The sequence below is a fragment of the Nonomuraea diastatica genome (assembly GCF_004349015.1).
Lineage (GTDB): Bacteria > Actinomycetota > Actinomycetes > Streptosporangiales > Streptosporangiaceae > Nonomuraea > Nonomuraea diastatica.
Window position 1 is genome coordinate 1 of the sequence record NZ_SMKP01000002.1, and the last position, 25,705, is coordinate 25,705.

Annotated in this window: 21 protein-coding genes and 1 pseudogene; 17 read left to right on the forward strand and 5 right to left on the reverse strand. The window is 70.9% G+C overall.

Going from position 1 to position 25,705, the window contains the following annotated elements; all coding sequences use genetic code 11:
- From E1294_RS52305 to E1294_RS00710, 5 genes and pseudogenes are all read left to right on the forward strand, one after another.
- Window positions 1–343, forward strand: a pseudogene (locus E1294_RS52305) (hypothetical protein); the annotation flags it as partial.
- Window positions 344–364: 21 nt separating this feature from the next.
- A complete protein-coding gene (locus tag E1294_RS00695; protein WP_132503647.1) occupies window positions 365–1,153 on the forward strand; it encodes a DUF2786 domain-containing protein in 789 nt (262 codons plus the stop codon).
- Between the two features lie 156 nt (window positions 1,154–1,309).
- Complete coding sequence (locus E1294_RS00700) at window positions 1,310–2,392, forward strand: Ldh family oxidoreductase (protein WP_132503648.1); 1,083 nt, start codon at window positions 1,310–1,312, stop codon at window positions 2,390–2,392.
- Window positions 2,393–2,431: 39 nt separating this feature from the next.
- Complete coding sequence (locus E1294_RS00705) at window positions 2,432–3,745, forward strand: MFS transporter (RefSeq protein WP_132503649.1); 1,314 nt, start codon at window positions 2,432–2,434, stop codon at window positions 3,743–3,745.
- A 9-nt stretch (window positions 3,746–3,754) separates the two neighbouring features.
- Window positions 3,755–4,519, forward strand: coding sequence for an SDR family NAD(P)-dependent oxidoreductase (locus tag E1294_RS00710; protein WP_132503650.1), 765 nt, complete (start codon window positions 3,755–3,757; stop codon window positions 4,517–4,519).
- A 76-nt stretch (window positions 4,520–4,595) separates the two neighbouring features.
- Here E1294_RS00710 and pgm read toward each other — a convergent pair whose 3' ends face one another.
- A complete protein-coding gene (pgm, locus tag E1294_RS00715; protein WP_132503651.1) occupies window positions 4,596–6,224 on the reverse strand; it encodes a phosphoglucomutase (alpha-D-glucose-1,6-bisphosphate-dependent) in 1,629 nt (542 codons plus the stop codon).
- 97 nt (window positions 6,225–6,321) lie between these two features.
- Between pgm and E1294_RS00720 the strand changes: the two genes are divergently transcribed.
- The 3 genes from E1294_RS00720 to thrS all read left to right on the forward strand — a co-directional run bounded on the left by E1294_RS00720 (window position 6,322) and on the right by thrS (window position 9,968).
- Window positions 6,322–7,221, forward strand: a complete 900-nt coding sequence (locus tag E1294_RS00720; protein ID WP_132503652.1) for an LLM class F420-dependent oxidoreductase — start codon at window positions 6,322–6,324, stop codon at window positions 7,219–7,221.
- Window positions 7,222–7,251: 30 nt separating this feature from the next.
- Window positions 7,252–7,866 carry a glycoside hydrolase family 25 protein gene (locus tag E1294_RS00725; RefSeq protein ID WP_165977016.1) on the forward strand — a complete coding sequence of 205 codons (615 nt, stop codon included), beginning with the start codon at window positions 7,252–7,254 and terminating at the stop codon, window positions 7,864–7,866.
- 137 nt (window positions 7,867–8,003) lie between these two features.
- Window positions 8,004–9,968, forward strand: coding sequence for a threonine--tRNA ligase (thrS, locus tag E1294_RS00730; RefSeq protein ID WP_132503654.1), 1,965 nt, complete (start codon window positions 8,004–8,006; stop codon window positions 9,966–9,968).
- Between the two features lie 144 nt (window positions 9,969–10,112).
- Here the strand turns inward: thrS and E1294_RS00735 are convergent, their stop codons facing one another.
- Window positions 10,113–10,835 (reverse strand): PIG-L deacetylase family protein, encoded by a 723-nt coding sequence (locus tag E1294_RS00735; RefSeq protein ID WP_132503655.1) that lies wholly within the window; start codon window positions 10,833–10,835, stop codon window positions 10,113–10,115.
- A gap of 130 nt (window positions 10,836–10,965) precedes the next feature.
- Between E1294_RS00735 and E1294_RS00740 the strand changes: the two genes are divergently transcribed.
- Window positions 10,966–11,496: an HIT family protein gene (locus E1294_RS00740; RefSeq protein WP_246082734.1), complete on the forward strand. Its 531-nt coding sequence runs from the start codon at window positions 10,966–10,968 to the stop codon at window positions 11,494–11,496.
- A gap of 19 nt (window positions 11,497–11,515) precedes the next feature.
- Here E1294_RS00740 and E1294_RS00745 read toward each other — a convergent pair whose 3' ends face one another.
- From E1294_RS00745 to E1294_RS00755, 3 genes are all read right to left on the reverse strand, one after another.
- On the reverse strand, window positions 11,516–13,588 hold the full coding sequence (locus tag E1294_RS00745) for a hypothetical protein (protein ID WP_246082735.1): 2,073 nt from the start codon (window positions 13,586–13,588) through the stop codon (window positions 11,516–11,518).
- 275 nt (window positions 13,589–13,863) lie between these two features.
- Window positions 13,864–15,414: a glycoside hydrolase family 10-like protein gene (locus tag E1294_RS00750; RefSeq protein ID WP_132503657.1), complete on the reverse strand. Its 1,551-nt coding sequence runs from the start codon at window positions 15,412–15,414 to the stop codon at window positions 13,864–13,866.
- 135 nt (window positions 15,415–15,549) lie between these two features.
- Window positions 15,550–17,688, reverse strand: a complete 2,139-nt coding sequence (locus tag E1294_RS00755) for an elongation factor G-like protein EF-G2 (protein WP_181958439.1) — start codon at window positions 17,686–17,688, stop codon at window positions 15,550–15,552.
- Window positions 17,689–17,832: 144 nt separating this feature from the next.
- On the opposite strand from E1294_RS00755, the gene pgsA reads away from it, so the two are divergent.
- The 8 genes from pgsA to pdxT all read left to right on the forward strand — a co-directional run bounded on the left by pgsA (window position 17,833) and on the right by pdxT (window position 25,704).
- Window positions 17,833–18,456 carry a phosphatidylinositol phosphate synthase gene (pgsA, locus tag E1294_RS00760; RefSeq protein ID WP_132503659.1) on the forward strand — a complete coding sequence of 208 codons (624 nt, stop codon included), beginning with the start codon at window positions 17,833–17,835 and terminating at the stop codon, window positions 18,454–18,456.
- On the forward strand, window positions 18,453–19,361 hold the full coding sequence (locus tag E1294_RS00765; RefSeq protein ID WP_132503660.1) for a phosphatidylinositol mannoside acyltransferase: 909 nt from the start codon (window positions 18,453–18,455) through the stop codon (window positions 19,359–19,361). Before pgsA ends, E1294_RS00765 begins: the two co-directional genes overlap by 4 nt.
- Entirely contained in the window at window positions 19,358–20,488 is a 1,131-nt protein-coding gene (locus E1294_RS00770) for a glycosyltransferase family 4 protein (RefSeq protein ID WP_132503661.1), read from the forward strand. The genes E1294_RS00765 and E1294_RS00770 overlap by 4 nt, the downstream gene beginning before the upstream one ends.
- Window positions 20,485–21,027 carry a hypothetical protein gene (locus E1294_RS00775; RefSeq protein ID WP_132503662.1) on the forward strand — a complete coding sequence of 181 codons (543 nt, stop codon included), beginning with the start codon at window positions 20,485–20,487 and terminating at the stop codon, window positions 21,025–21,027. The genes E1294_RS00770 and E1294_RS00775 overlap by 4 nt, the downstream gene beginning before the upstream one ends.
- A gap of 63 nt (window positions 21,028–21,090) precedes the next feature.
- A complete protein-coding gene (locus E1294_RS00780) occupies window positions 21,091–22,107 on the forward strand; it encodes a DUF3048 domain-containing protein (RefSeq protein ID WP_132503663.1) in 1,017 nt (338 codons plus the stop codon).
- A gap of 109 nt (window positions 22,108–22,216) precedes the next feature.
- Window positions 22,217–23,137: a pyridoxal 5'-phosphate synthase lyase subunit PdxS gene (pdxS, locus tag E1294_RS00785; protein WP_132503664.1), complete on the forward strand. Its 921-nt coding sequence runs from the start codon at window positions 22,217–22,219 to the stop codon at window positions 23,135–23,137.
- 147 nt (window positions 23,138–23,284) lie between these two features.
- Window positions 23,285–24,976 carry an alkaline phosphatase D family protein gene (locus E1294_RS00790; RefSeq protein ID WP_132503665.1) on the forward strand — a complete coding sequence of 564 codons (1,692 nt, stop codon included), beginning with the start codon at window positions 23,285–23,287 and terminating at the stop codon, window positions 24,974–24,976.
- Window positions 24,977–25,125: 149 nt separating this feature from the next.
- Window positions 25,126–25,704: a pyridoxal 5'-phosphate synthase glutaminase subunit PdxT gene (gene pdxT, locus E1294_RS00795; protein WP_132503666.1), complete on the forward strand. Its 579-nt coding sequence runs from the start codon at window positions 25,126–25,128 to the stop codon at window positions 25,702–25,704.
- Window position 25,705 lies beyond the last annotated feature (1 nt).

Below are 25,705 nucleotides of genomic sequence, written 5' to 3' on the forward strand. Positions count from 1 at the left end.
CCTGCCGCCCGCGCTGGCCGAGCTCGTCGAGGACGAGGACGAGGACGTCGAGGTGCTCGACGCCACCCCGCAGGTGGTCAGCACGGCCGAGCGGGCCGCACGGATGCGGGCCGCGCGCGACTACTGGGACCGGCAGATCGCCAAGGGCATCGTGCCGCGCACCGTCGACATCGCGCAGGAGATCGGCATCTCGCTGGCCACGGCGCGCGAGTATCGTGCTCTGTGGAAGCTGGAGCCGCAGGCACACGCCCTCATCGAGGCTCTCTACCACCAGCACGGCATCGTCGACACAGGCGCCTTCCCCGCCCTAGGGGCCGACGGGAGGGTGCTGACGAAGTCCTGAGGCGTCGTCGGAGGAGCACTGTTGCGGGAGCGCACGCTGGAACGCGTCAGGAAACTCCTGGCCAAGGCCGAACGCACCGACAACGAGCACGAGCGGGCGGCGTTCATGGCGGCCGCGTCGGCGCTCATGGCCAGGCACGGCATCGACGCGCTTCCTCCCGCGGGCACCCGCCAGACGCCCGGCGACCGCATCGTCTCCCTGCCCCATCCGTGGGCCAGGGAGAAGGCCCGCCTCGTCAGCCTGGTCGCCCAGGCGATGCGGTGTCGGCCCCTGCTCATCGGGCGGGGTGAGGGCGGGCAGCGCGTGCACGTGTTCGGCTTCGCCGCCGACCTCGAACGCGCCGACCTGCTGGCCACCTCGTTGCTGCTGCAGATGGCCTCGGGGCTGGCGCGCGTGCGGCTCCCCGAGGGGGTCACGGCCGCGCGGGCCTACCGGCGGTCGTGGTTGCTCGGGTTCACCGACGAGGTGTACCGGCTGCTGTGCGAAGCCGAATCCCGCGCCGAATCCCGCGCCGAATCCCGCGCCGAATCCCGCGCCGAATCCCGCGCCGAATCCCGCGCCGAATCCCGCGCCGAATCCTGCGCCGAATCCCGCGCCGAGGCCGAGTCCGCCGGCACCGGGACGGCGGTGGTGCTGGCCGACCGGAGGGCCGAGGTGGAGCGGGCGGTGGCGGCCCGCTACCCGGACATCCGGATGAGCGTGCCCAGGACGAGCGGCACCGGCTACCGCGACGGGGTCGCCGCCGGCCGCCGCGCGGACATCGGCCGCACCGGGATGAGCACCGCCACCGCCCCCGAGCTCACCCGCTGACAGCCCCTCCCGCGGCTCTGCCGCGCCGGTCCGGCGTCCGTCCGGGCTGCGGCCAAGCGCTTGGTACGCCCTTTCCCTTGATCCGTTTGGGCGGGCTCACAGTGGGCATAAGCGCGCACACGGAACGCAGGATCTGCGGAAGCGAGACAGGTCACCGTGAACGCATCCTCCCGTCTCATCACCGCCGACCAGCTGCGCGATCTCGCCCGCGACCTCCTGACCGCCGCACGGGTCCCCGCCGGCACGGCGGCGACGGTCTCCGCCTCCCTGGTCGAGGCCGACCTCGCCGGGCACGGCTCGCACGGCGTACGCCGGCTCATGCCGTACGTTGACAGGATCGAGGCCGGTGTGATCGTGCCGGACGCCCGCCCCGCCGTCGTCTCGCGCCGTGGCGCGACCGCGGTCGTGTCGGGACGGCGCGGCTTCGGCCAGGTCGCCGCCCGGCTGGCCGCCGCCGAGGCGGCGCGGCTCGCCGCCGCGCACGGCGCCGGCGTGGTCGCCATCAGGGAGTGCAACCACGTCGGCAGGCTCGGCGAGTACGCCGGGACGCTGGCCGCCCAGGGCCTCATCGCGCAGGTGGTCGGCAACGCCGACCCGACGGTCGCCCCGTACGGCGGGCGCCGCAGGATGCTCGGCACCAACCCCATGGCCTGGGCCGTGCCCCGGGCAGGAGGTGCGGCCGTGGTCATGGACTGGGCGACGGCTGCCATGGCCGAGGGCAAGCTGGGCCTGCTGCTGGCCGGCGGCTCGAAGGCGCCCGAGGGGGTGGTCGTCGATCCCGAGGGCCGCCCTTCCACCGACCCGGCCGACTTCTACCGGGGCGGGGCGCTGCTGCCGTTCGGCGGCCACAAGGGGTACGGCCTGAGCGTCCTCATCGAGCTGGTCGGCGGCCTGCTCACCGGCACCGACACCGCCTGCTCACCCGAGTACGACGGCACGTTCGGCACGGTGATCACCGCCATGGACGTTTCCGCGTTCGTCCCCCTGGACGACTACGTCGCCCAGGTCGAATCGTTCTGCGAAGCCCTGCGCGCCTCGGGCCCCGGCGTGGTCGTTCCGGGGGAGCCGGAGGCGGAGGCGCGCGCGAGGCGGCTGAAAGAGGGGATTCCCGTGCCCGCGCCCGTCTGGGCCGAGCTGGGCGTCCTCGCCGCACGGCTCGGCGTCGCGCAGCCGCGGGCTCCGCGGGCTCCGCGGGCTCCGCGGGCTCCGCGGGCTCCGCGGCCTGCGCCGGGCCGCTGACCGCGGCCCGGCACGCCCTGACACCCCCCTGGAGGTCAGATGTCCGCCACAACACCCGAACTGAAGCGCGTCGTCACGGGCGCCCTCGTGGGCACCGCACTGGAGTGGTACGACTTCTTCATCTACGGCACCGCCGCCGCGCTCGTCTTCAACCAGCTGTTCTTCACCGAGGCCGATCCGGCGGCGGGCACGATCGCCGCGTTCGCCACGTTCGGCGTGGGATTCGTGGTCCGGCCGTTCGGCGGCATCCTGTTCGGCCACCTCGGCGACAAGATCGGCCGCCGCTCGACCCTGATCATCACCACCCTGATCATGGGCGTGTCGACCGGGCTCATCGGCCTGCTGCCCACCTACCCGTCGATCGGCGTGTGGGCGCCCATCCTGCTCACGCTGCTGCGCGTCTGCCAGGGGCTGGGAGCGGGCGCGGAGTTCGGCGGGGCGGCGACGCTGCTGGCCGAGCACGCCCCGCAGGGCAGGCGCGGTTACTACGCCTCCTACGCGCAGACCGGCGTGCAGATCGGCCTGGTGCTCGGCACCTCGGCGTTCCTGCTCGTGCAGCTCCTGCCGCAGCAGGACATCTTCTCGTGGGGCTGGCGGGTGCCGTTCCTCGTGAGCTTCGCGCTGATCGGGGTGGCGCTGTACGTGCGGTTGCGGGTGGCCGAGTCGCCGGTGTTCCGCGAGATGGAGCGGACCCGCGAGATCATCAGGCTGCCGATCAAGGACGCCGTGGCCCGCTACCCGCGCAACTTCCTCGTCGGCGTCGGGGCGCACATCTGCGACACGGCCGTGGTCTACACGCTGGCCACGTTCAGCGTCGCGTACGCCACCAGCCGGCTCGGCCTGGACAGCCATACGGCACTGCTGGGGGTGATCTTCTTCGGGCTGACCGTCATCGTGCTGCAGCCGGTCTACGGCCATCTGTCGGACCGGGTGGGGCGGCGCCCGCTCAACCTGTTCAGCGTGGTGTTCGTCGCGGTGTTCGCCTTCCCGTACTTCCTCATGGTCGACACCGGCGTGCCCTGGCTCGTGTGGCTGGCGATGATGATCATGGGGGCGTTCGGGTTCGCCCCGCAGGTCGCGGTGCAGCCGGTGTTCTACGCCGAGCTGTTCGGGGCGCGGGTGCGCTACACCGGGTTCGCGGCCTCCCGCGAGCTGGGCGCGGCGGTGGCCGGGTTCTCGCCGCTGATCGGCGCCGCTCTCGCGGCACGGCTGGGCGGGGCGCCGTGGCTGGTCGCGGCGTTCCTCATCGGGACCGCGGTGATCTCGTTCGCGGCCTTCTACGCCTCGCGCGAGAGCAAGGACATGGATATCACCGCCTTCGACCCGCTGCGCCGGCGACTGGTCGAGGAGTGAAGGAGAGGCATGGACATCAACGGCAGCGTCGCCGTGATCACCGGCGGCGGCACCGGCATCGGGGCCGCCGTGGCGGAGCACCTGGCCGGGAAGGGCGCGGCGACCGTGATCGTCAATTATTCGCGTTCGGCGGCGGAGGCGGAGGCCACGGTCGCCCGTCTGGAGGGTCTGGGCTGCAAGGCCGAGGCGATGGCCGCCGACGTGTCCGACGACGCCGCCGTGCGGCGCATGGCCGCGCGTGTACGCGCCGCCCACGGCAGGGTCGACGTCCTGGTGTGCAACGCGGGAACGACCACCTGGGTGCCCTTCCCGGACCTGGAGGGGCTCACCGGCGAGGTGTGGCGGGAGATCATGGGCGTCAACCTGATGGGCCCCTTCCACTGCGCCCGCGCCTTCGCCCCCGACCTGCGGGCCGCGCGCGGCGCGATCGTCAACGTATCCTCCATTGCCGGTCTCCTCCCCACGGGCTCCTCCATCGCGTACGGGGTGAGCAAGGCCGCCCTGATCCAGCTCACCCGTGACCTGGCGGTCGCGCTCGGCCCCGAGGTCCGGGTGAACGCCGTCGCGCCCGGCATCGTGGCGACCCGCTGGCACATCGGCAGGATGGGGGAGCAGGTGTTCTCCGAGATGGCCGCGCGGGAGGAGGCGAAGGCGCCGCTGAAACGCACGGCGCGTCCGGAGGACGTCGCCCAGATGATCGTCGCGCTGCTGGAGTCGGACCTGGTCACCGGCGAGGTCCTCGTCGGCGACGGCGGCCGGCACCTGACCTACTGATGGGGCTCTCACGGGCCGCGCTGGATCCCGCGGGCGCCAGGCCGGGCCACGCCCGGCGGCCTGGCCGCCCGCGGGCTCAGCCGAGGGCCGACGAGACCAGGGAGCGGGCCTCCTCCTGGACCTTGGCCAGATGGTCAGGCCCGCGGAAGGACTCGGCGTAGATCTTGTAGACGTCCTCGGTCCCGGAGGGGCGGGCCGCGAACCAGGCGCTCTCGGTCGCCACCTTCACCCCGCCGAGCGCCGCGCCGTTGCCGGGCGCCGACGTCTGCACCGCCGTGATCGGCTCGCCCGCCAGCGACGAGGCCGTCACCTGCTCGGCGGAGAGTTTCCCGAGCACGGCCTTCTCCTCGCGCGTCGCGGGAGCGTCCACGCGGGCGTACGCGGGCTCGCCGAACCGCTCGACCAGCTCCCTGTAGTGGTCGCTCGGCGACCGGCCGGTGACGGCGAGGATCTCGGAGGCCAGCAGTGCCAGGATGACGCCGTCCTTGTCGGTGCACCAGACGGATCCGTCGCGCCGCAGGAACGACGCCCCCGCGCTCTCCTCGCCGCCGAATCCCAGCGACCCGTCGAGCAGCCCGGGCACGAACCACTTGAAGCCCACCGGGACCTCGTAGAGCCGCCGCCCCAGCGACTGCGCGACGCGGTCGATGACGCCGCTGCTGACCATGGTCTTGCCGATTCCGGCGTTGGCCGGCCAGCCGTCGCGGTGTGCGTAGAGGTAGGAGATGGCGACGGCGAGGTAGTGGTTGGGGTTCATGAGGCCGTCGGGTGTGACGATGCCGTGCCGGTCCGCGTCGGCGTCGTTGCCGGTGGATATGTCGTATTCTACGCGATTGGCGATCAGCGACGCCATCGCGTACGGCGACGAGCAGTCCATCCGGATCTTGCCGTCCCAGTCGAGCGTCATGAACCGCCACGTCGGATCGACCAGCGGGTTGACGACCGTCAGGTCGAGGCGGTGCCGTTCGGCGATCTCCCCCCAGTAGGCCACGCTCGCCCCGCCCAGCGGGTCGGCCCCGGCCCGCACCCCGGCCGCCCTGATCGCGTCCAGGTCGAGCACGGACGGCAGGTCGTCGACGTACGTCCCGAGGAAGTCATAACGCCCCGCCAGGCCCAGCGCCCTGGAGTAGGGGATCCGCGACACGCCCTCCATCCCCGCGGCCAGCAGCCGGTTGGCGCGGTCCTGGATCCACGTGGTGGCGTCGGTGCCCGCGGGACCGCCGTGCGGCGGGTTGTACTTGAAGCCGCCGTCGCCCGGCGGGTTGTGCGACGGCGTGATCACCACGCCGTCGGCGAGCCCCGACGTGCGACCCCGGTTGTGCCGCAGGACGGCGTGGGACACGGCGGGGGTCGGCGTGTAGCCGTCGCGGGCGTCGATCAGGACCGTGACGTCGTTGGCCGCCAGCACCTCCAGCGCCGACACCCGCGCGGGCTCCGACAGCGCGTGCGTGTCGATGCCGAGGAACAACGGCCCGTCCGTGCCCTGCGCGCGCCGATATTCGCAGATGGCCTGGCTCGTGGCGAGGATGTGGTCCTCGTTGAACGCCGTGTCGAACGCCGAACCCCGGTGCCCCGAGGTGCCGAACGCCACCCGCTGCTCCACCTCGTCAGGGTCGGGACGGAGCGCGTAGTAGGACGTCACCAGCCGGGCGACGTCGACGAGGTCGGCTGGTCGAGCGGGCTTTCCCGCGCGTTCGTGCGTCATGTTCGCCACTTTACAAATCTCGTCCGGCCCGGCGGATGACCCCCGCCGCGATGGGGAGATACATTCGCGTCAGTCACCAGAACGGAGTTCTGTCCTTATGCGATACGGCTTCTTCCTGTCCGAGCGAAACGTGGACGACCCCATCGGCGACCTCCGCGACCAGATTGCCGGGGCGGCGCGGGACGGCTTCACCTCGGCCTGGTTGTCCAACATCTTCGGCCTCGACGCCCTCACCGCCCTGGGCGCCGCCGGCGGCCAGGTTCCCGTCATCGAGCTCGGCACCGCCGTCGTGCCGACCTATCCGCGCCACCCGGCCGCGCTCGCCCAGCAGGCCATGACCGTCAACGCCGCGCTCGGCGGGCGCCTCGCCCTCGGCATCGGCCTGTCGCACAAGGTCGTCATCGAGGACATGTACGGCTACAGCTTCGACCGGCCCGGCCGCCACATGAAGGAATACCTCGACATCCTCATCCCGGCGAGCAGAGGAGAGCAGGTCAGGTACGAGGGCGAGACGCTCAAGGCCGACATCCGGCTCGGCACTCCGGGCGCCGGATTCCCCGTGCTGGTCGCCGCGCTCGGCCCGCGGATGCTCAGGCTCGCCGGCACCGTGGCCGACGGCACCGTGCTCTGGATGACCGGCCCCAAGACGATCGCCGAGCACATCGCGCCCACCATCAAGGCGGCCGCAGCCGAGGCGGGCCGCGAGCCGCCCAGGATCGTGTGCGCGCTGCCCGTCTGCGTGACCGACGACCCCGCCGCCGCGGTCGCGCGCGCCAACGAGATCTTCGAGACGTACGGACGCCTCCCGTCCTACCGTGCGATGCTCGACAGGGAGGGCGCGGCCACCCCGGGCGAGGTGGCGGTCGTCGGCGACGAGGACACGGTGCTGGCCAAGCTCGACGAGCTCAGGCAGGCCGGGGTGACCGATTTCGTGGGCTCCGCGTACTCCGGCAGGGAACGTACCCTGAGCCTGCTGATCGGCGCGGCGAAGGGCTGATCAGGAGACATCTCAATAAACTCCGACAAGGTGAAGCGCTTGCTCCTGGGCATAGATGTGTCGAACTGGCAGGGCACCGTCGACTGGGCCGACCACGCCGAGACCGGCGTGTCCTTCGCCTTCGCCAAGGCCACCGAGGGTGGTGACTACGTCGACAAGTGGTTCGCGCGCAACTGGAACGGCATGCGGGAGAGCTGGATCGTCTGCGGCGCGTACCACTTCGCCCGGCCCAAGGGCGACCCCATCGAGCAGGCGCGGCACTTCCTGCGCACCATCGGGCAGGCGGGCGGGCTGCGCCGCGGCGACCTGGTCGCCCTCGACCTGGAAACCAACGACGGCGCGCGCCCCGAGCGGGTCGCCCGCTTCGCGCGCCGCTGGTGCCACCACGTCGAGCGGCACGGCGGCCTGCGGCCGTTCATCTACACCTTCCACGCCTTCGCCCATGGAGGACACTGCGCGGGCCTGGCCGAATATCCGTTGTGGATCGCGAGCCCGGCGAAGCCGCGCGGCCGGCCGGACGTGCCGCGTCCCTGGCGCGACTGGACCATCCACCAGTACGCCAACAGCCCGATCGACCGCAACATCTTCCACGGCACCCGCAGGGAGCTGACGAAACTGGGGTATCGCCCGCGCCAGCGGCACTGACCCGCCGGCTCCGCCCGGAAGATCGTCCAGGGCGCGGGCGCGGTGGCCGGGGACGCCTGTCGCCCGCGATAGCATCGGTGTTCACCATCGAAGCAGCCTCGGTGCCGGGCATCGAGCGCGATCCCTGAGGAGTCACCGTGTCAGCCGAGCTACGCATCACCCTCGCCGGAGCCGAGCGTGTGGTCGCGGCCGGCACGACGGCCGGGCAGGCCCTCGAGGCCGACGGCCGCACGGTCATCGCGGCCAGGGTCAACGGGGAGGCGCGCGACCTGGCCCACCCGCTGGAGCAGGGCGACGCGGTCGAGCCGATCGAGGTCTCCAGCGAGGAGGGCCGGGCGATCGTCCGCCACTCCACCGCCCACGTCATGGCGCAGGCCGTGCAGGAGCTCTTCCCCGAGGCCAAGCTGGGCATCGGCCCGCCCGTCGACAACGGCTTCTACTACGACTTCGACGTCGAGCAGGCGTTCCACCCCGACGATCTCAAGCGCATCGAGAAGCGCATGCGCGAGATCGTCAAGCAGGGGCAGCTGTTCTCCCGCCGGGCCGTCTCCGACGACGAGGCGCGCGAGGAGCTGGCGGGCGAGCCGTACAAACTGGAGCTGATCGGGCTCAAGGGCGGGGCCGAGGACGAAGAGTCGGTCGAGGTGGGCGCGGGGCAGCTCACCATCTACGACAACCTCGACCCCAAGACCGGCGAGCCTGCGTGGAAAGACCTGTGCCGCGGCCCCCACGTGCCGTCCACCCGGTCGATCCCCGCGTTCAAGCTCATGCGCTCCGGCGGCGCCTACTGGCGGGGCAGCGAGAAGAACCCGCAGCTCCAGCGCATCTACGGCACCGCGTGGGAGTCGCGCGACAAGCAGGACGACTACCTCAAGCTGCTGGCGGAGGCGGAGAAACGCGACCACCGCAGGCTCGGCGCCGAGCTCGACCTGTTCAGCTTCCCGCCCGAGCTGGGCAGCGGTCTGCCGGTCTTCCATCCCAAGGGCGGGATCATCCGCAAGGAGATGGAAGACTACATGCGCCGGCGGCAGGGCGAGGCGGGCTACGAGTTCGTCAACACCCCGCACATCACCAAGTCGACGCTGTTCGAGACCTCCGGTCACCTGCCGTGGTATGCCGAGGACATGTTCCCGCCCTTCGAGCTGGAGGGCATCGACTACCGCGTCAAGCCGATGAACTGCCCGATGCACAACCTGATCTTCCGGGCGCGCGGGCGCTCCTATCGCGAGCTGCCGCTGCGGTTGTGCGAGTTCGGCTCGGTCTACCGCTACGAGAAGTCGGGCGTGGTCCACGGCCTGACCCGGGTGCGCGGCATGACGCAGGACGACTCCCACATCTACTGCACCCGCGAGCAGATGGCCGGCGAGATCAAGAGCCTGCTCACCTTCGTGCTCAGCGTGCTGCGCGACTTCGGCCTCTCGGAGTTCCACCTGGAGCTGTCCACCCGCGACGACTCCGACAAGTTCATCGGCGACCCCGCCGACTGGGACGAGGCGACCGAGGCGCTGCGCCAGACGGCCGAGGAGTCGGGCCTCGAACTGGTCGACGACCCGGGCGGCGCGGCCTTCTACGGCCCGAAGATCTCGGTGCAGGCCAAGGACGCGATCGGCCGCACCTGGCAGCTGTCCACCATCCAGCTCGACCTCAACCAGCCCAAGCGCTTCGAGCTCGAATACCAGGCCGCCGACGGCAGCCGCCAGACGCCCGTCATGATCCACCGGGCGCTGTTCGGCTCGATCGAACGTTTCCTCGGCGTCCTCACCGAGCACTACGCCGGCGCGTTCCCGCCCTGGCTGGCCCCGGTCCAGGTGACTGGCATCCCGATCGCCGACGCCCACGTGCCCTACCTCCAGGACGTCGCCAAGCGGCTGAAGGAGCGGGGCATCAGGGTCGAGGTCGACGGGTCCGACGACCGCATGCAGAAGAAGATCCGCAACGCGCAGAAGGCCAAGGTCCCCTTCATGCTGCTGGCCGGTGAGGACGACATCGCCAACGGCGCGGTGTCGTTCCGCTACCGCAGCGGCGAGCAGAAGAACGGCGTCCCCATCGACGAGGCGATCGCCGAGATCGTCAACGCCGTGGAGCGCCGGGTCCAGGTCTGACCCCGCACGCGCGGTGAGGCGCCCGCCGCACCCCGGCGCCGCCTCACCACTGTTCCCCGCCGTGCCCTGCTGGCCGCGTCCTGCTGGCTGTGCCCCGCTGGCCGAGCCACGGGTCGAGCGGGCGGGGCCGGCGGGCCGGGGGAGTCAGCGGAGGAAGAGGCGGAAGGAGACGGCGGGGCGGCCGCCGAAGCGTTCGGCCGTCTCCGTGGCGAAGCCCTCGATCAGGTTGCGGGCGTAGGCTTCCGGGTCTTCGGTGGTGAGGGCCTCGATGTAGGCGCGGTGCTCCATGAGCGAGCGCACGCCGCGTTCCAAGCCGGACGTGACGTCCACGGCGTGGGTGGGGGAGGCGGATCCGGCCACGGCGACCCAGCGCACGCCGTCCCACGGCTCCGCCTCCGTGTCGGGAAAAATCCACCGATTTCCGGCGTCACCGGCCGCGTCGAGCACGGCCCGGCCCACCGCACGATGATCGGGCGTGTTCCAGTACGTGCCGTTCCAGGTCTCGTCCGGGTTCAGCGTGACCACGAGCTCCGGACGGTGCCTGCGGATGGCGGAGGCCAGATCCTTTCTGAGGGCGGTGCCGTACTCGATCACCCCGTCGGCGTGGCCGAGGAACTCCACGCTCGTCACCCCGACGACGGCCGCGCTGGCCCGCTGCTCACGCTCGCGCACGGCGGCGGACTTGGCGGGTTCGAGCGTGTCGATGCCCGCCTCGCCCTTCGTGGCGAGCACGTAGGAGACTTCGCGGCCCGCGTCGGTCCAGGTCGCCACGGCCGACGCGCAGCCGTACTCCAGGTCGTCGGGGTGGGCCACGATGGCGAGGGCCCGCTGCCAGTCTTGGGGCATGGGTTCGAGCTGAGAGGTCATGGGTGACATCCTGGCAGGCCTTCCGGCGGCTCGCGCGGGGAGAGTGCCCGCCCTCGGGCCCGCGCGCAGGCGGTGCTCGGGTCCGTACCGGAGGAGCACCGTGATTGCCCGTAGTCCTATGCTGCTAGGTATGCACGATCAGGCAGGGGCAGGGGATCCGGACCACTTCGAGCGTCTGTGGACCCCGCATCGCATGGCCTACATCAAGGGCGAGAACAAACCGACGGGCACCGGCCCCGGCGACGGGTGCCCGTTCGACGCGATCCCCAAGATGAGCGACGAGGAGGGCCTGATCGTCGCCAGGGGCGACACCGTCTACGCGGTGCTCAACCTCTATCCGTACAACTCGGGGCACCTGATGGTGGTGCCCTACCGTCACGTGGCCGACTACGCGGAGCTGCAGCCCGCCGAGCTGGTGGAGCTGGGTCAGTTCACCCAGAAGTCGCTGGGGGCGCTGCGCACGGCCAGCGGCGCTCAGGGCTTCAACGTCGGCATGAACCTCGGCCAGGTCGCCGGCGCCGGCATCGCCGCGCACCTGCACCAGCACGTGGTGCCCAGGTGGGGCGGCGACACGAACTTCATGCCGGTCGTCGGCCAGACCAAGGTCCTCCCGCAGTTGTTGCGCGACACCAGGCAGTTGCTCGCCGACGCCTGGGACTGACCCGTCCCGGGCCCACGGCTCACCTTCGCACGCTCGCCAGCTCTCCCAGAGCGCCTCCGGCGGACGCGGGCGCGCGTAGCACGCCGATGCCGGTGGCCAGCAGCAGAGGCACGGCCAGCGCGAGCGCCATGGACAGCACGGCCGCACCGGAGTCGTTGACGAGCATGCCGAGCACGCCGCTGACGAGCGTGCCGATCAGCCCGGCGCGCAGGGCGGGGGAGTGCTCGAACGCGGCCGGCACCACGCCGGCCGAGGCCTGCTCGGGCCGCAGGATCGCGTAGACGAGGAAGGCGACGGCCGCGATCACGATCGGCATGAGGTTGGGGCTGAGCAGGGTGGCCAGCATGGCCTGCAGCTTGCGGAAGATGACGTCGAACGCCTCGCCGGTCAGCACCTGGCCGACGAACCTGCCCAGATGCGTCTGCTGGTCCGGCGGCCGCAGGTAGTTGAGCCAGGCGAACGTCATCACGATCACCCCGCCCGCCACGCAGAACACGGCCAGCTTCACCAGCGAGACGCGCTTGCCCGCCAGCACGAGGGCGGTCACCGCGATGCCCGGCACGAAGGCGATCACGCCGCCGAAGTCGCTGCCCATGCCCGACCCGCCGAGCACCATCGCGAACGTGCCGAGCACCACGATCGCGGCCACGCCCGCCCTGCCCGGCCAGCGGTGCGCGATGACCGTGGCGGTCAGCAGCGTGCCGGTCGCCAGCAGCGCGAACGGGATGTTGCCGAGCCCGTAGTAGCGGGCGCCGACGTCGGCGCTGTAGCCCATGACGCTGTTGACCTGCAGGGTCGTGCCGGTCAGCAGGTCGCCGACGAGCGTCAGTGCCGTGGCGCCGGCCACGACCGCGAGCGGGCCGAGGGGCGCGCGCCGCCACGGCCCCGCGAACGCCAGCGCGGTGATGGCCGCCGTCCACGCGAGCACCCCGGCGACCATCTGCGGCACACTCGACCACGGCAGCAGGTTGACCAGGAAGCTGGCGGCGGGCACGGCGGCCAGGGCGGCGCCCGCGACGCGTACGGGGACGAGGCCCTTGCGGCGGCGTAGCAGCAGGAACGCGATCAGGTAGAACAGCACCTGCAGGACCGCCATGACCGTGAAATAGGCGCCCTTCACCGAGCGGACGGCCTGCGCGTCGGCGTCGGCGTCACGCAGCCGGTCGACCGTCGCACCCTGGTCGCCGACCTGCAGCGGACCGCCCACGACCGTGGCCGGCACCGGCACGCCCAGCTTGGTCAGCACGGTGGCGGTCAGGTCGGGCGTGATGGAGAGGTCTTCGCGGCGCGTGGAGGTCGCGCCGAGCAGGTGGCCCGCCGCGCCGGGCTCGCGCAGCGCGGTCACCCGCAGGTGCGGCACGGAGCCGTGGTCGGACAGCCCCGCGAGCACCACCGTGGTGTCCGCGGGCAGGACCGACAGCAGCGCGCCCGCCTTGGCGTCGGCCAGGCGCAGCGCGTCGCGGCGCTCGGTGGCGCTGAGCTGGTCGGGCACCCGGGGCAACTGACCGCTCGTGAGGTAGGGGAGGACGAGGTCGTCCACGTCCATGGCGATCATCCGGCACTTCTCCAGGTCGGCGGTCTTCACCTGGAGTGGTGAGGAGTGGTAGTGCCGCACCGCGCCCTGCCGGTCGGCCAGCCCCAGGGCGGCGCCGGGGCCGATGGCGATCGAGCACTGGCCGGCGGCCTTCAGCGACTCGCCGAGGACGCCAGCGTTGCGCTGGCCGGCCACGTCGATGAGGTAGCGGTAGTGGGGGATGACGGCGCCCGCGCCCTGCGGCTCGGGCGTGGGAGGTGCGCCGCAGCGGTAGCCGACGGCCGACCTGGTGCCCGCCGACACGGTGAGCCACGCGTCGTAGGGGCAGGTCACGGTGCCGACCGTGCGGATCGACATGGAGCCGATCGCGCTCGCCCTGGCCAGCTCCCACAGGTTGGGGGTGTCGGCCTGGGTGAGGTCGTTCCAGTGCAGGCCGGACACACCGATGAGGGCCACCCGGCCGGTGCCGTCGTCGGCCCGCGCCGCCCCGGTGAACAGCCCCAGCCCGGCCAGCACCTGAACGGCCAGCACGGCCAGCACCACTAGCGCGCGCCTCACCCGAGAACCTCCCGTGATCGATGTTCCGTGGCACGGGGCGATCAGCTCACGTTCCGGCGCCACCGGACCCGACTACCCTCTCACGCGGCGGGTGTGCTCGGTGCGATCCCGGCCGCCCGCGCGGCCCGTTGCGGCCCCTTTTCCTCATCCCGCGCCCGGCCCTCCCACCACCGGGTCTGACGCTCTCCTTCCCCGTTCGGGCGCGAACTCCCACGTCATGCGCGAGGACCCGCCGCGATGCCGCGCGGCGGGTCCTCAGGTGATGCGTACGGGCGTCAGCCGGACTTCACCTTGACGGCCTCGCTCTCGTGGTAGAGCCGGTCGAGCGAAGTGACCAGGTAGGTGCCCTCCTTCGCCGCGTACGACGGTTGCGAGACGACGGCGACGAGGTCGCGGGCGTCGGTGGTGCGGCAGTCCTTGCCCGACTTCGGCACCCGGTAGACGGCGTACGCGCGGGCGCCCTCGGAAGGCGCCCACGACAGCGTGCCGTCGGAGGCCTGGGCGCCGGCGGGCGGCGCGGGAGCCTGGCCGCCGCGCTCCTTCATCAGGGGCGGCAGCGCCGGCCGTCCGTAGCGGGACTTGGCCAGGCGGTCGACCGAGCCCAGCGGGTCGCTCAGCACCTGCTTGGCGCTGAAGTAGACCGACCCGTCGACCTGCTTGAGCTTGCGGTTGACGCCCACCTGCGCGGCCAGCTCGCCCGGCTTCCTCCAGGCCTTGTCGTCGGCGGCGCCGACGCGGTAGAGGCCGTGACCGATGTAGAGCTGCACGTCGGTGCCCTTGACCTCGCGGGCCCACCAGCGCGCGAGCGTGTTGTAGTCGGCCAGCCGGTGCCCGCGGGGCCAGTAGAGCTGCGGCAGCACGTAGTCGACCGTGCCGGACTTGATCCAGGCGCGCGCGTCGGCGTAGATCGAGTCGTACGCAGACATGCCCGACGTCTTGGAGCCGCTCGGGTCGTTGGACGTGTTCCGCCAGATGCCGAACGGGCTGATGCCGAACTTCACGTGGTTCTTCGCGTCGTGGACGGCCTTGTCGACCTCGGCGACCAGGGTGTTGACGTTGTCGCGCCGCCAATCGGCGAGCTTTTTTCCCTTGCCGTGCTTCTTGAAGGCCGCGCCGTCGTCGAACTTCGCGCCCGCCACCGGGTAGGGGTAGAAGTAGTCGTCGAAGTGCACCCCATCGACGTCGTAGCGGCCGACCACGTCGGTGATGACCTTGGTCACGTGGTGGCGCACGGCGGGCAGGCCGGGGTTGTAGTAGAGGCGGCCGCCGTATTTCACGGTCCAGCCCGGGTGCTTGCGCGCGGGGTGGCCGGCGGGCAGCTTGGCGGTGCTGTCGCCGTAGGAGGCGCGGTAGGGGTTGAACCAGGCGTGGAACTCCATGCCGCGTTGGTGTGCCTCGTCGATGAGGAACGGCAGCGGGTCCCACCCGGGGTCCTTGCCCGCCGTGCCCGTGAGATATTGCGACCACGGCTCGAGCGACGACTTGTAGAGCGCGTCGGAGGCGGGCCTGACCTGGACGAAGACGGCGTTGAGGTGGCGCTGGGCGGCGCTGTCCAGGATCTTCAGGTATTCGGCCCGCTGCTTGGCGGGGCTCAGCCCGGTCTTGGACGGCCAGTCGATGTTCTGGGTCGTGGCGATCCACACCCCGCGCAGCTCGCGCTTGGGAAAGCGGGCGTCGGCCTTGCACGCCGCGGCGGGGGCGGCCATGGCCGTCTTCTTCTGGCTCGCTGCGGGGCTCTCTCCGGCTCCGGGGCCGAACACGTAGGCGGCGGCCGTGGTGGCGACGGCGAGCGCGGCAGCGGCTAGGAGTGGGCGTCCAGTTCGCATAGTGCCACCCAGTGTGGCAGTTGCCCTCACATGCTCGGGACCAAAAAAAGAAATGTACTCGTGATGCTTCTGTGATTAAAGGGTAGGGCCGGGCCGGGAGGGACGAATCCCCTCCCGGCCCGGCCCGCCGGCCCCTCAGCCGGTTGCCGCCACCTTGCTCGCGAGGTTGGACGGCAGCGGCTCGTAGCGCAAGAACGTGCGCTGGAAGCTGCCCGTGCCGTGTGACATGGATCTCAGGTCGATGGCGTACCGCGTTATCTCCAGCTCCGGCACCTCCGCCTTCACCAGAGTGCGGCCCGTGCCCACGGGCTCGGTGCCGAGCACCCGCCCGCGCCGCGACGACAGGTCGGACATCACCGAGCCCACATAGTCGTCGGCCACCAGCACCGAGATCTCGTCCACCGGCTCCAGCAGCAGCGTGGGCACCTTCGACGCGGCCTCTTTGAGCGCGAGCTGGCCCGCGATCTGGAAGGCCATGTCGGAGGAGTCGACGGAGTGGGCCTTGCCGTCGTACAGGGTGACCCGGACGTCCACCATCGGGTAGCCGGCGACGACGCCCCGCTCCATCTGGGCCCGCACGCCCTTCTCCACCGACGGGATGAACTGGCGCGGCACCACGCCGCCCACGATCTTGTCGACGAACTCGAAGCCGCCTCCTGACGGCAGCGGCTCGACCTCCAGGTGGCAGATGGCGTACTGGCCGTGGCCGCCGGTCTGCTTGACGTTGCGGCCCATCGCCTGGCACTTGCCGCCGAACGTCTCGCGCAGCGGCACCCGCAGGTCCACCCGCTCGACCTCGACGCCGTGCCGTTTGGACAGGCGGTCGAGCAGCACGTCGGTGTGCGCCTCGCCCATGCACCACAGGACGAGCTGCCTGGTCTCGGCGTTGTTCTCCAGGCGCAGCGTCGGGTCCTCGGCCACCAGCCTGCCGAGGGCCTGTGACAGTTTGTCCTCGTCGGCCTTCGATTTGGCCGTGATGGCCACGGGGAGCAGCGGGTCGGGCATCTGCCAGGCCGTCATCAGCAGCGGCCGGTCGACGTCCGAGAGCGTGTCGCCGGTCTCGGCGCGTGACAGCTTGGCCACGGCCACGATGTCGCCGGCGAGGCCCTTGGCCGCGCCGCGCTGCTGCTTGCCCAGCGGGCAGGTCAGGGTGCCGATGCGCTCGTCGACGTCGTGGTCCTCGTGGCCGCGCTCGGCCAGGCCGTGCCCGGACACGTGCACGGTCATGTCGGGGCGCAGCGTGCCGGAGAAGACGCGTACGAGGCTGATGCGGCCCACGTACGGGTCGCTCGTGGTCTTGACGACCTCGGCCACGAGCGGGCCGTCCGGGTCGCAGGTGATGTCCTTGACCGGCTTGCCGGACAGATCGGTGATCTCCGGCATGGGATGTTCGAGAGGGGACGGGAAGCCCTGCGTGATGAGCTCGAGCACCTCCGTCGCACCGACGCCGAGCCCGCTGCAGAGCACCGGGTAGAAACTGCCGCGCGCGACCGCCTTCTCCAGGTCGTCGATGAGGACCTTGGTGTCGATGGGCTCGCCTTCGAGGTATCGCTCCATGAGCGACTCGTCCTCGCTCTCCTGGATGATCCCCTCGATCAGGACGCCGCGGTGGTCCTCGATCTGGGACGCGTACTCGGCTCCAGGGTCGTTCTCCGTGCGCGTGCCGGTGGCGTAGTTGAAGAACTTCTGCGACAGCAGCCCGATCAGGCCGTTGACGTGGCCGTTGGTGATCACCGGGAGATAGAGGGGCGCGACGCCGTCGCCGAACACGTCCTGGCAGGTGGTGAGCACCTCGTCGAAATCGGCCCGCTGGTGGTCGATCTTGGTGATCACGACCGCGCGCGGCATGCCGACCTTGGAGCACTCCTCCCAGAGGATCTGGGTGAGGCCGTCGATCCCCTCGGAGGCCGACACCACGAACAGCGCGGCGTCGGCCGCGCGCAGCCCCGCGCGCAGATCGCCCACGAAGTCGGCGTAACCGGGCGTGTCGAGAAGGTTGATCTTGATTCCGTTGAACATGAGCGGTGCCGACGCGAGGTTGACGGAGCGCTGCTGCCGGACCTCGACCTCGTCGAAGTCGCTGACCGTGTTGCCGTCCTCCACGCGACCCGGGCGCTGGACGGTGCCCGTGGCGGCCAGCAACTGCTCGACGAGGGTCGTCTTACCCGCTCCCGAGTGGCCGACCAGCACGACATTGCGTATCGCATCCGCCCGGTCGGCCGCGGGTGCCCTGCCCGCGGCTCCCACGGCGCCGCCTGAGTGTCTTTCCGCCACATCGCCTCCCGCGTCGTCGGATGTTTCCCAACGCCGCGCCCGCGCGGAAGGTGACAGAAACCGCATGGACGCGGTGTGTTCACCAAATACCCCTGTGGCGGATATCACAAGAGGGGCAGGGCAAAGAAAGTTGTCAGGTCCGCGATGGCCTACGATCGGACGGCGATGCTCAAACTCCTGCGCCCGGCCATGACCCGGATACTCACCCCGCTGGGCAGGGCTCTCGTCGGCCGCGGGATCGGCCCCGACGCCGTCACGGCGATCGGCACCCTCGGCACCGTCGTGTCCGCTCTGCTCTTCTTTCCCCTGGGGCTCCTGACCGTGGGCGCCTTCGTCATCACCGTCTTCGTGCTGTTCGACCTTCTCGACGGCGTGGTGGCCAGGCTCGGCGGCAAGGGCGGCAGCACCTGGGGGGCCTTCCTCGACTCGACGCTCGACCGGGTCGCCGACGCCGCCATCTTCGGCGGCCTGATCTTGTATTTCGTCGCCGGAGGCGACACGCTGATGGCCGCGGTGACGTTGGCGTGCCTGATCGCGGGAGCCGTGGTCTCCTACGCCAAGGCCAGGGCCGAAGGGCTCGGGCTCACGGCCGACGTGGGGCTGGCCGAACGTCCGGAGCGGCTGGTCGTGGCGCTGGTCGCGGCCTTCCTCTCGGGCCTCGGCGTGCCGTACGTCCTGCCGGCGGGCATGTGGCTGCTCGCGGTGGCCAGCCTGATCACCGTGGGGCAGCGTGTGGTGGCGGTCTACCATCAGACGAGGGAGAGATGAGCGAGAAGACGTCCGTCAGCGATCGCATCGTGGCCGCGGGCTTCGCGGCCGGCTGGAAGCTCGTTCCGCTGCTGCCCGAGGGGCCGACGGCGGCGGTCTTCCGCTTCCTGGCCGACCGCGTCTGGCGCAGGCGCGGCAAGTCCGTCCGCCGGCTGGAGTCCAACCTGGCCAGGGTGACCGGCCTCGAGGTGGGCAGCCGTGAGCTGAGCGAGCTCACCAGGGCCGGCATGCGCTCCTACTTCCGCTACTTCCACGAGGTCTTCCGGCTGCCGTCGATGCGCACCGAGGAGGTCGTTCGCCGCACCCATGTCATCGGCGCCGAGCACGTGCACGACACCGTGGCGGGCGGGCGGGGCGTGGTGCTGGCCCTGCCCCACATGGGCAACTGGGACCAGGCGGGCGCGTGGCTGGTGGGCGTGGGGCATCCGTTCACCACCGTGGCCGAGCGGCTCAGGCCGGAGTCGTTGTTCCGCCGCTACGTCGCCTTCCGCGAAGGGCTCGGCATGGAGGTGCTGCCGCTCACCGGAGGCGACGGGCACAACTTCGGCACCCTGGCCTCGCGGGTGCGCAAGGGCGGAGTCGTGTGCCTGCCCGCCGAGCGCGACCTGACCAAGAGCGGCGTCGAGGTGCGCTTCTTCGGCGCGACCACCAAGGTGCCCGCGGGGCCGCCGCTGCTGGCCGTGCAGACCGGGGCCGCGCTGCTGCCCGCGACCGTCTACTTCGTGGGCGACGACTGGGGCATCCACATCCACGAGGAGATCCCGGTCCCGGAGGAGGGCACCCGGCAGGAGAAGGTCGCCGCGGTGGCGCAGCGCATGGCCGAGGTGTTCGAGAAAGGGATCGCCGAGCACCCGGAGGACTGGCACATGCTGCAGCGGCTCTGGCTGGAGGACCTGCGGTCATGAAGGTCGGCATCGTCTGCCCCTACTCGTGGGACATGCCGGGCGGGGTCAAGCAGCACATCGACGATCTGGCCCAGGCGCTCATGGCGCAGGACCACGAGGTGTCGGTGATCGCGCCGGCGGCCGACGACGACGAGCTGCCCCCCTACGTGACGGGCGCGGGCCGCGCCATCCCCGTGCCGTACAACGGGTCGGTGGCCAGGATGTCGTTCGGCTTCCTGTCGGCCGCGCGGGTGCGGCGGTGGGTGCGCACGGGCGAGTTCGACGTGCTGCACATCCACGAGCCGCTGATCCCGAGCCTGGGCATCCTGGCCTGCTGGGCCGCCAAGGGCCCGATCGTGGCGACGTTCCACGCCTCGTGGGTGCGCTCGCGGGCGATCGCGGTGGCCGAGCCGGTGCTGCAGAGCGCGCTGGAGAAGCTCAGCGGGCGCATCGCGGTCTCCGACGCGGCCCGTAAGAGCCTGGTGGAGCAGTTCGGCGGCGACACCGTGCTGATCCCCAACGGCGTGACCGTCTCCCGCTACACCGAGGTTGAGCCGCTCGGCGGCTGGGGGCCCGACGGCGCCACGCTCGGCTTCCTCGGCCGGATGGACGAAGAGCGCAAGGGGCTGCCCATCCTGCTCGACGCGTTCTCGAAGCTGGCGGCCGAGCGGGCGGACGTGAAGCTGCTCGTCGCCGGCCCCGGCGACGAGAAGGACGTCTACGAGCGGGTGCCCAAGCGCTTCCACGACAGGGTGACCGTGCTCGGCATGGTGAGCGAGGCCGACAAGATCCGCGCCTACCACTCGGTCGATGTGTTCTGCGCGCCCAACACGCGCGGCGAGAGCTTCGGCATCGTGCTGGCCGAGGCCATGGCGTCCGGGGCCACGGTGCTGGCCAGCGACATCCCCGCCTTCCGCAGGGTGCTCGGCGACGGGCAGGCGGGCGCGCTGTTCTCCAACGGCGACCCCGACGCGCTGGCGCGCGAGGCGGGCGCGCTGCTCGACGCTCCGGAACGCCGGGCCAAGCTGGCCGCCGAGGCGCTGGTCGCGGTCAGGAAGTACGACTGGTCCACGGTCGCGCGCGACGTCGTGCGCGTCTACGAGACGGTCACCACGAGCGGCGCGGGGCGTGTGGAGGAAGACCTGTGACATCCACCATGATCGTGCTGATCGTGGGCATCGTCGTGGTGCTCGTGGCCGTCTACATCTCCTGGCGTGCGGGCCGGCTCGACCGCCTGCACATCCGGCTGGAGCTGGCTCAGGAGTCGCTGGACGCCGCGCTGATGCGGCGCAGGGCCGTGGTGCTGGAGCTGGCCGGGTCACGCCTGCTCGACCCCGCCACGTCCCTGGTGCTGGCCGCCGCCGCCCACGAGGCGAGGACGGCCGGCCCCGACGAGCGCGAGCACGCCGAGAGCGACCTGTCGCGGGCGCTGCGGGCGGCCGTGGACCAGGAGCGGTTCAGGGAGAAGCTGTCGGAGACGCCCGGGGGGCGTGACCTGCTCGGAGAGCTCGACGCCGCCGTGGCCAAGGTGGTCTACTCCCGCCGCTTCTACAACAACGCGGTCGCGGTCACGCGTACGGCGCAGCGCCGCTGGCTCGCCAGGACCCTCCGCCTGGCCGGCCACACCGAATACCCCCGATTCTTCGAGATTGATGACAATCCGCCAGCGACTATGGCAACTGAATGACCTGATTTGGGGAAACCAGTAAGCTTCATCCCGTTTTCAGGGCTGAGGCGAGGAGTGTTACTGGTGCGGCTATCCCGGACGATCACCATCTGGCTGGCCGGAGCGGCCGTGCTCCTGCCCGTCTCGGCCTGTTCCTCCGAGGAACCGGCGCCGGGCAAGGTGCCGCAGGCGGCCGCCTCCGTCGCGCCGAGCGAGGAGCCCGCCGAGGTCAAGACCCACCCCTTCACCGGCAGGCCGTACGACAGCCTCAAGCCCGTGCTGGCCGTGAAGATCGAGAACACCGCGGCGGGCAAGCCGCAGCAGGGCCTGAAGAGCGCCGACATTGTCTACGTCGAGCAGGTCGAGGCCGGTCTGACCCGGATCATGGCGATCTTCTCGTCCAAGCTGCCGTCCAAGGTGGGGCCTGTGCGCAGCGCCCGCATCTCCGACCTGCACATCGCACCGCAGTTCGGCAAGCCCGCCTTCTCCTACTCGGGGGCGCAGAGCAAGATGTTGCCGTTCATCGCCGAGGCGTCCCTGTTCGACGTCGGCGACACGCGCAACCCTGGCGCGTACTTCCGCCAGCCGGGCCGCTTCGCCCCCTACAACCTGTTCGCCAACACCAAGCGGCTGCTGGCCAAGGCGCCGAAGGCGAGCAAGGCCAAGGACATCGGCTTCACCTTCGGCGACGCTCCTGCCGAGGGCGGCGTGGAGCGCAAGTCGTACACGGTCAAGTGGCCCGCCGCGCGCTTCACCTTCGCCTGGTCGGAGGCGAGGAAGAAGTGGATGATCTGGCAGGACGGCAAGAAGGACATGGCCGCGGAGGGCGGGCAGCTCGGCGCGCCGACGGTCGTCATCCAGTACACGAAGACCGAGCGCTCGCAGTTCCACGACAAGAACGACAGCTACACGCCGCTCGTGCACACCACGGGCAAGGGCAAGGCGATCGTGCTGCGCGACGGCAAGGCGTACAAGGCGAACTGGGAGCGGGAATCGGAGAAGGACGGCACGACGTTCACCACGCAGAGCGGCGAGCCGATGAACTTCGCACCCGGCCAGGTCTGGGTCGCCCTCGCCAGCCGCAAGCCCGTCATCCCGTAGTACTTGTGTATAAGTAAGGCGATAGAACCTGACATATTGGCATGTCGGGGGAGGGGTCCGTCAGGACCTACGATGGGTTTGAGAACATACCGATTCGCCGTGAGAGCCCGTGAGGAAGACCGTGTCCAGCAGCACGCCAGAAAGCAGCCCTGTCACCGGAACGGCCCGCGTCAAGCGCGGCATGGCCGAGATGCTCAAGGGCGGTGTCATCATGGACGTCGTCACGCCCGAGCAGGCCAAGATCGCTGAGGATGCCGGGGCGGTCGCCGTCATGGCCCTCGAGCGCGTGCCCGCCGACATCCGCGCCCAGGGCGGCGTGTCGAGGATGAGCGACCCCGACATGATCGACGGCATCATCGAGGCCGTGTCGATCCCCGTCATGGCCAAGGCCCGCATCGGCCACTTCGCCGAGGCGAAGGTGTTGCAGGCGCTCGGCGTCGACTACGTCGACGAGTCGGAGGTGCTCACCCCGGCCGACTACGCCAACCACATCGACAAGTGGCAGTTCACCGTGCCGTTCGTGTGCGGGGCGACCAACCTGGGCGAGGCCCTGCGCCGCATCACCGAGGGCGCGGCGATGATCCGCTCCAAGGGCGAGGCGGGCACCGGTGACGTCTCCAACGCCGTCACCCACATGCGCACGATCCGCGCCGAGATCAAGCGGCTCGCGTCGCTGCCTGGGGACGAGCTGTACGTCGCCGCCAAGGAGCTGCAGGCGCCGTACGAGCTGGTCGCCGAGGTCGCGAAGCTCGGCAAGCTGCCGGTCGTGTTGTTCACCGCGGGCGGCATCGCCACCCCGGCCGACGCCGCGATGATGATGCAGCTGGGCGCCGAGGGCGTCTTCGTGGGCTCCGGCATCTTCAAGTCGGGCGATCCGGCCAAGCGCGCCGCGGCCATCGTCAAGGCCACCACCTTCTACGACGACCCTGACGTCGTCGCCAAGGTCTCGCGCGGCCTGGGTGAGGCCATGGTCGGCATCAACGTCGACGACATCCCGCAGCCGCACCGGCTGGCCGAGCGCGGCTGGTAGTCCCTCCGTACGGAGACGGCGAGTATCGCCAGAAAAGGCGGCATCCGCGAAGGATGTCGTCTTTTTCTGTTCTGCTGTTCACCCTCCGGTCATGATCCTGAGTCAGGCTACGGACGTCCCTCACCCTTGATCGCCCGGGAGCCTCACGTGTCCAAGCTGAACCGCCGGCATTTCCTCGTCACCGGTTTAGCGGCGGGCGCCGCCGCCGCGATCCCCGCGACCGGCGCGCACGCCGCCCCAGAGCCCGCTGCTGAGCCAAGCAAGGAAACCGCCCAGAGCCTCGCCTCGCGCGGGCTGCGCACCGACCCCTTCACTCTCGGCGTCGCGTCCGGCGACCCCGATCACGAGGGCTTCGTCATCTGGACCAGGCTCGCCCAGCAGCCGATGGCCGAGGACGGCCTCGGAGGCATGCCGCAGCAGCCGTTCCCCGTGCTGTGGCAGGTGTACTCCGACGAGGGCGCCCGCCGCGTCGTGCGCAGCGGCGTGACGGTGGCCGCGCCCGAATGGGGGCACAGCGTTCACGTGGAGCTGCAGAACCTGAGCTCCGACCGCGACTATTGGTACCGCTTCCGCGTCGGGCCGTACGTCTCGCCGCTCGGCCGCGCCCGCACCGCCCCGCACCCCCTGTCGTACGGCGGCGCCCTGGCCATGGCGTTCGTCTCCTGCTCACAGTACGAGCACGGCTACTTCACGGCGTACCGCCGGCTGGCCGAGGAGCGCCCCGACGTGATCCTGCACCTGGGCGACTACCAGTACGAGTACACCAAGGACACCTACACCATCCCCGGCGGCAACGTCCGCGACCATGAGGGCCCCGAGACCGAGACCCTCGCCAACTACCGCCAGCGCCACGCCCAGTACAAGACCGACCCCGACCTGCAGGCCGCGCACGCCGCCGCGCCGTGGCTGGTGGTGTGGGACGACCACGAGCTGGACAACAACTGGGCCGACGAGGTGCCCGAGAAGCCCGAGAACCCCCAGCCGAACTTCCTGAGCAGGCGCGAGGCCGCCTTCCGGGCCTACTACGAGAACATGCCGCTGCGCCGCACCTCCGTCCCGCGCGGCGTCGACATGCAGCTCTACCGCCGCATCCGGTGGGGCAGGATGGCCACCTTCCACATGCTCGACACCCGCCAGTACCGCGACGACCAGGGCTGCGGCGACGGCTACCGCGACTGTCCCGCCTCGATCGACCCGGCCCGCTCGATCACGGGCGCCGAGCAGGAGGCGTGGCTGCTGGACGGATTCCGGCACTCGCGGGCGCAGTGGGACATCCTCGGCCAGCAGGTGTTCTTCGCCCAGCGCGACAACAACGACGGCCCGGCCAAGATCACAAGCCAGGACGCGTGGGACGGCTACGTCGCCTCCCGCAAGCGCATCACCCAGGGCTGGCTCGACGCGAAGGTGCGCAACCCGGTCGTGCTGACCGGCGACGTGCACGCCCACTGGGCCAGCGACCTCAAGCTCGACTACGACGACCCGACGGGTCCGTCCGTCGGCTCGGAGCTGGTGGCCACCTCGATCTCGACCGGCGGGGACGGGACCGACTCCGACCCGGCGACGCACCCGTTCCTGACGATCAACCCGCATCTGAAGTTCTACAACAACCAGCGCGGCTACGTGCTGACGAAGGTCGAGCGCGATCAGATGACGGCCGACTTCAAGGTGGTGCCGCAGGTGCAGACTTCCGGCGGCGAGGTGTACACGCGGGCCACGTTCGTGATCGAGGACCGGGTGCCCGGGGTGCGGCAGACGTACCTGCGCCCGCTCGACCCGGCCCTGCGCAGCCAGCCGATGACGGTGGAGGAGACGGTCCGCCTGGAGACCGAGCGTCCGTGATCCCTCGCGCGCCGGCCGGGACACACCGCCGTGTCCCGGCCGGCGCGGTCCGCGGCCCCCTCGCCGCGAGACGCGGACCCCTATAGGAAGATCCCGGCCCGTCGTGGTGTTGAATTGTCTGAACCCGCACCCGGACGGAAGGATCTCCCGTGCCCACGATCGGTGTACTCGCCCTGCAGGGCGACGTGCGCGAGCATGTGCGCATGCTCCAGGAGGCGGGCGCGCGGGCCACGGCCGTGCGCAGGCCCCCCGAGCTGGAGGCGGTCGACGGCCTGGTCATCCCCGGCGGCGAGTCGACGACGATGTGGAAGCTCGCCGAGGCCTTCGACATGTTCGAGCCCCTGCGCATGCGGATCAAGGAAGGCATGCCCGCCTACGGTTCCTGCGCCGGCATGATCATGCTGGCCGACCGGATCGAGGACGGCGTCCCCGGCCAGCAGACCGCCGGCGGCATCGACATGGTCGTCAGGCGCAACGCGTTCGGCCGCCAGGTCGATTCGTTCGAGGAGGACATCGACTTCGCCGGGCAGCGGGTGCACGCGGTCTTCATCCGCGCGCCGTGGGTCGAATCCGTCGGCGCGGACGTCGACGTGCTGGGCAGGTGCGAGCCTGGGGATAGGATCGTCGCGGTCCGGCAAGGGCCGCTGCTCGCGACGTCGTTCCATCCCGAGCTGACCGGAGACGCTCGCGTGCACCGTTACTTCGTAGACATGCTGAGGGAGCTCTAGG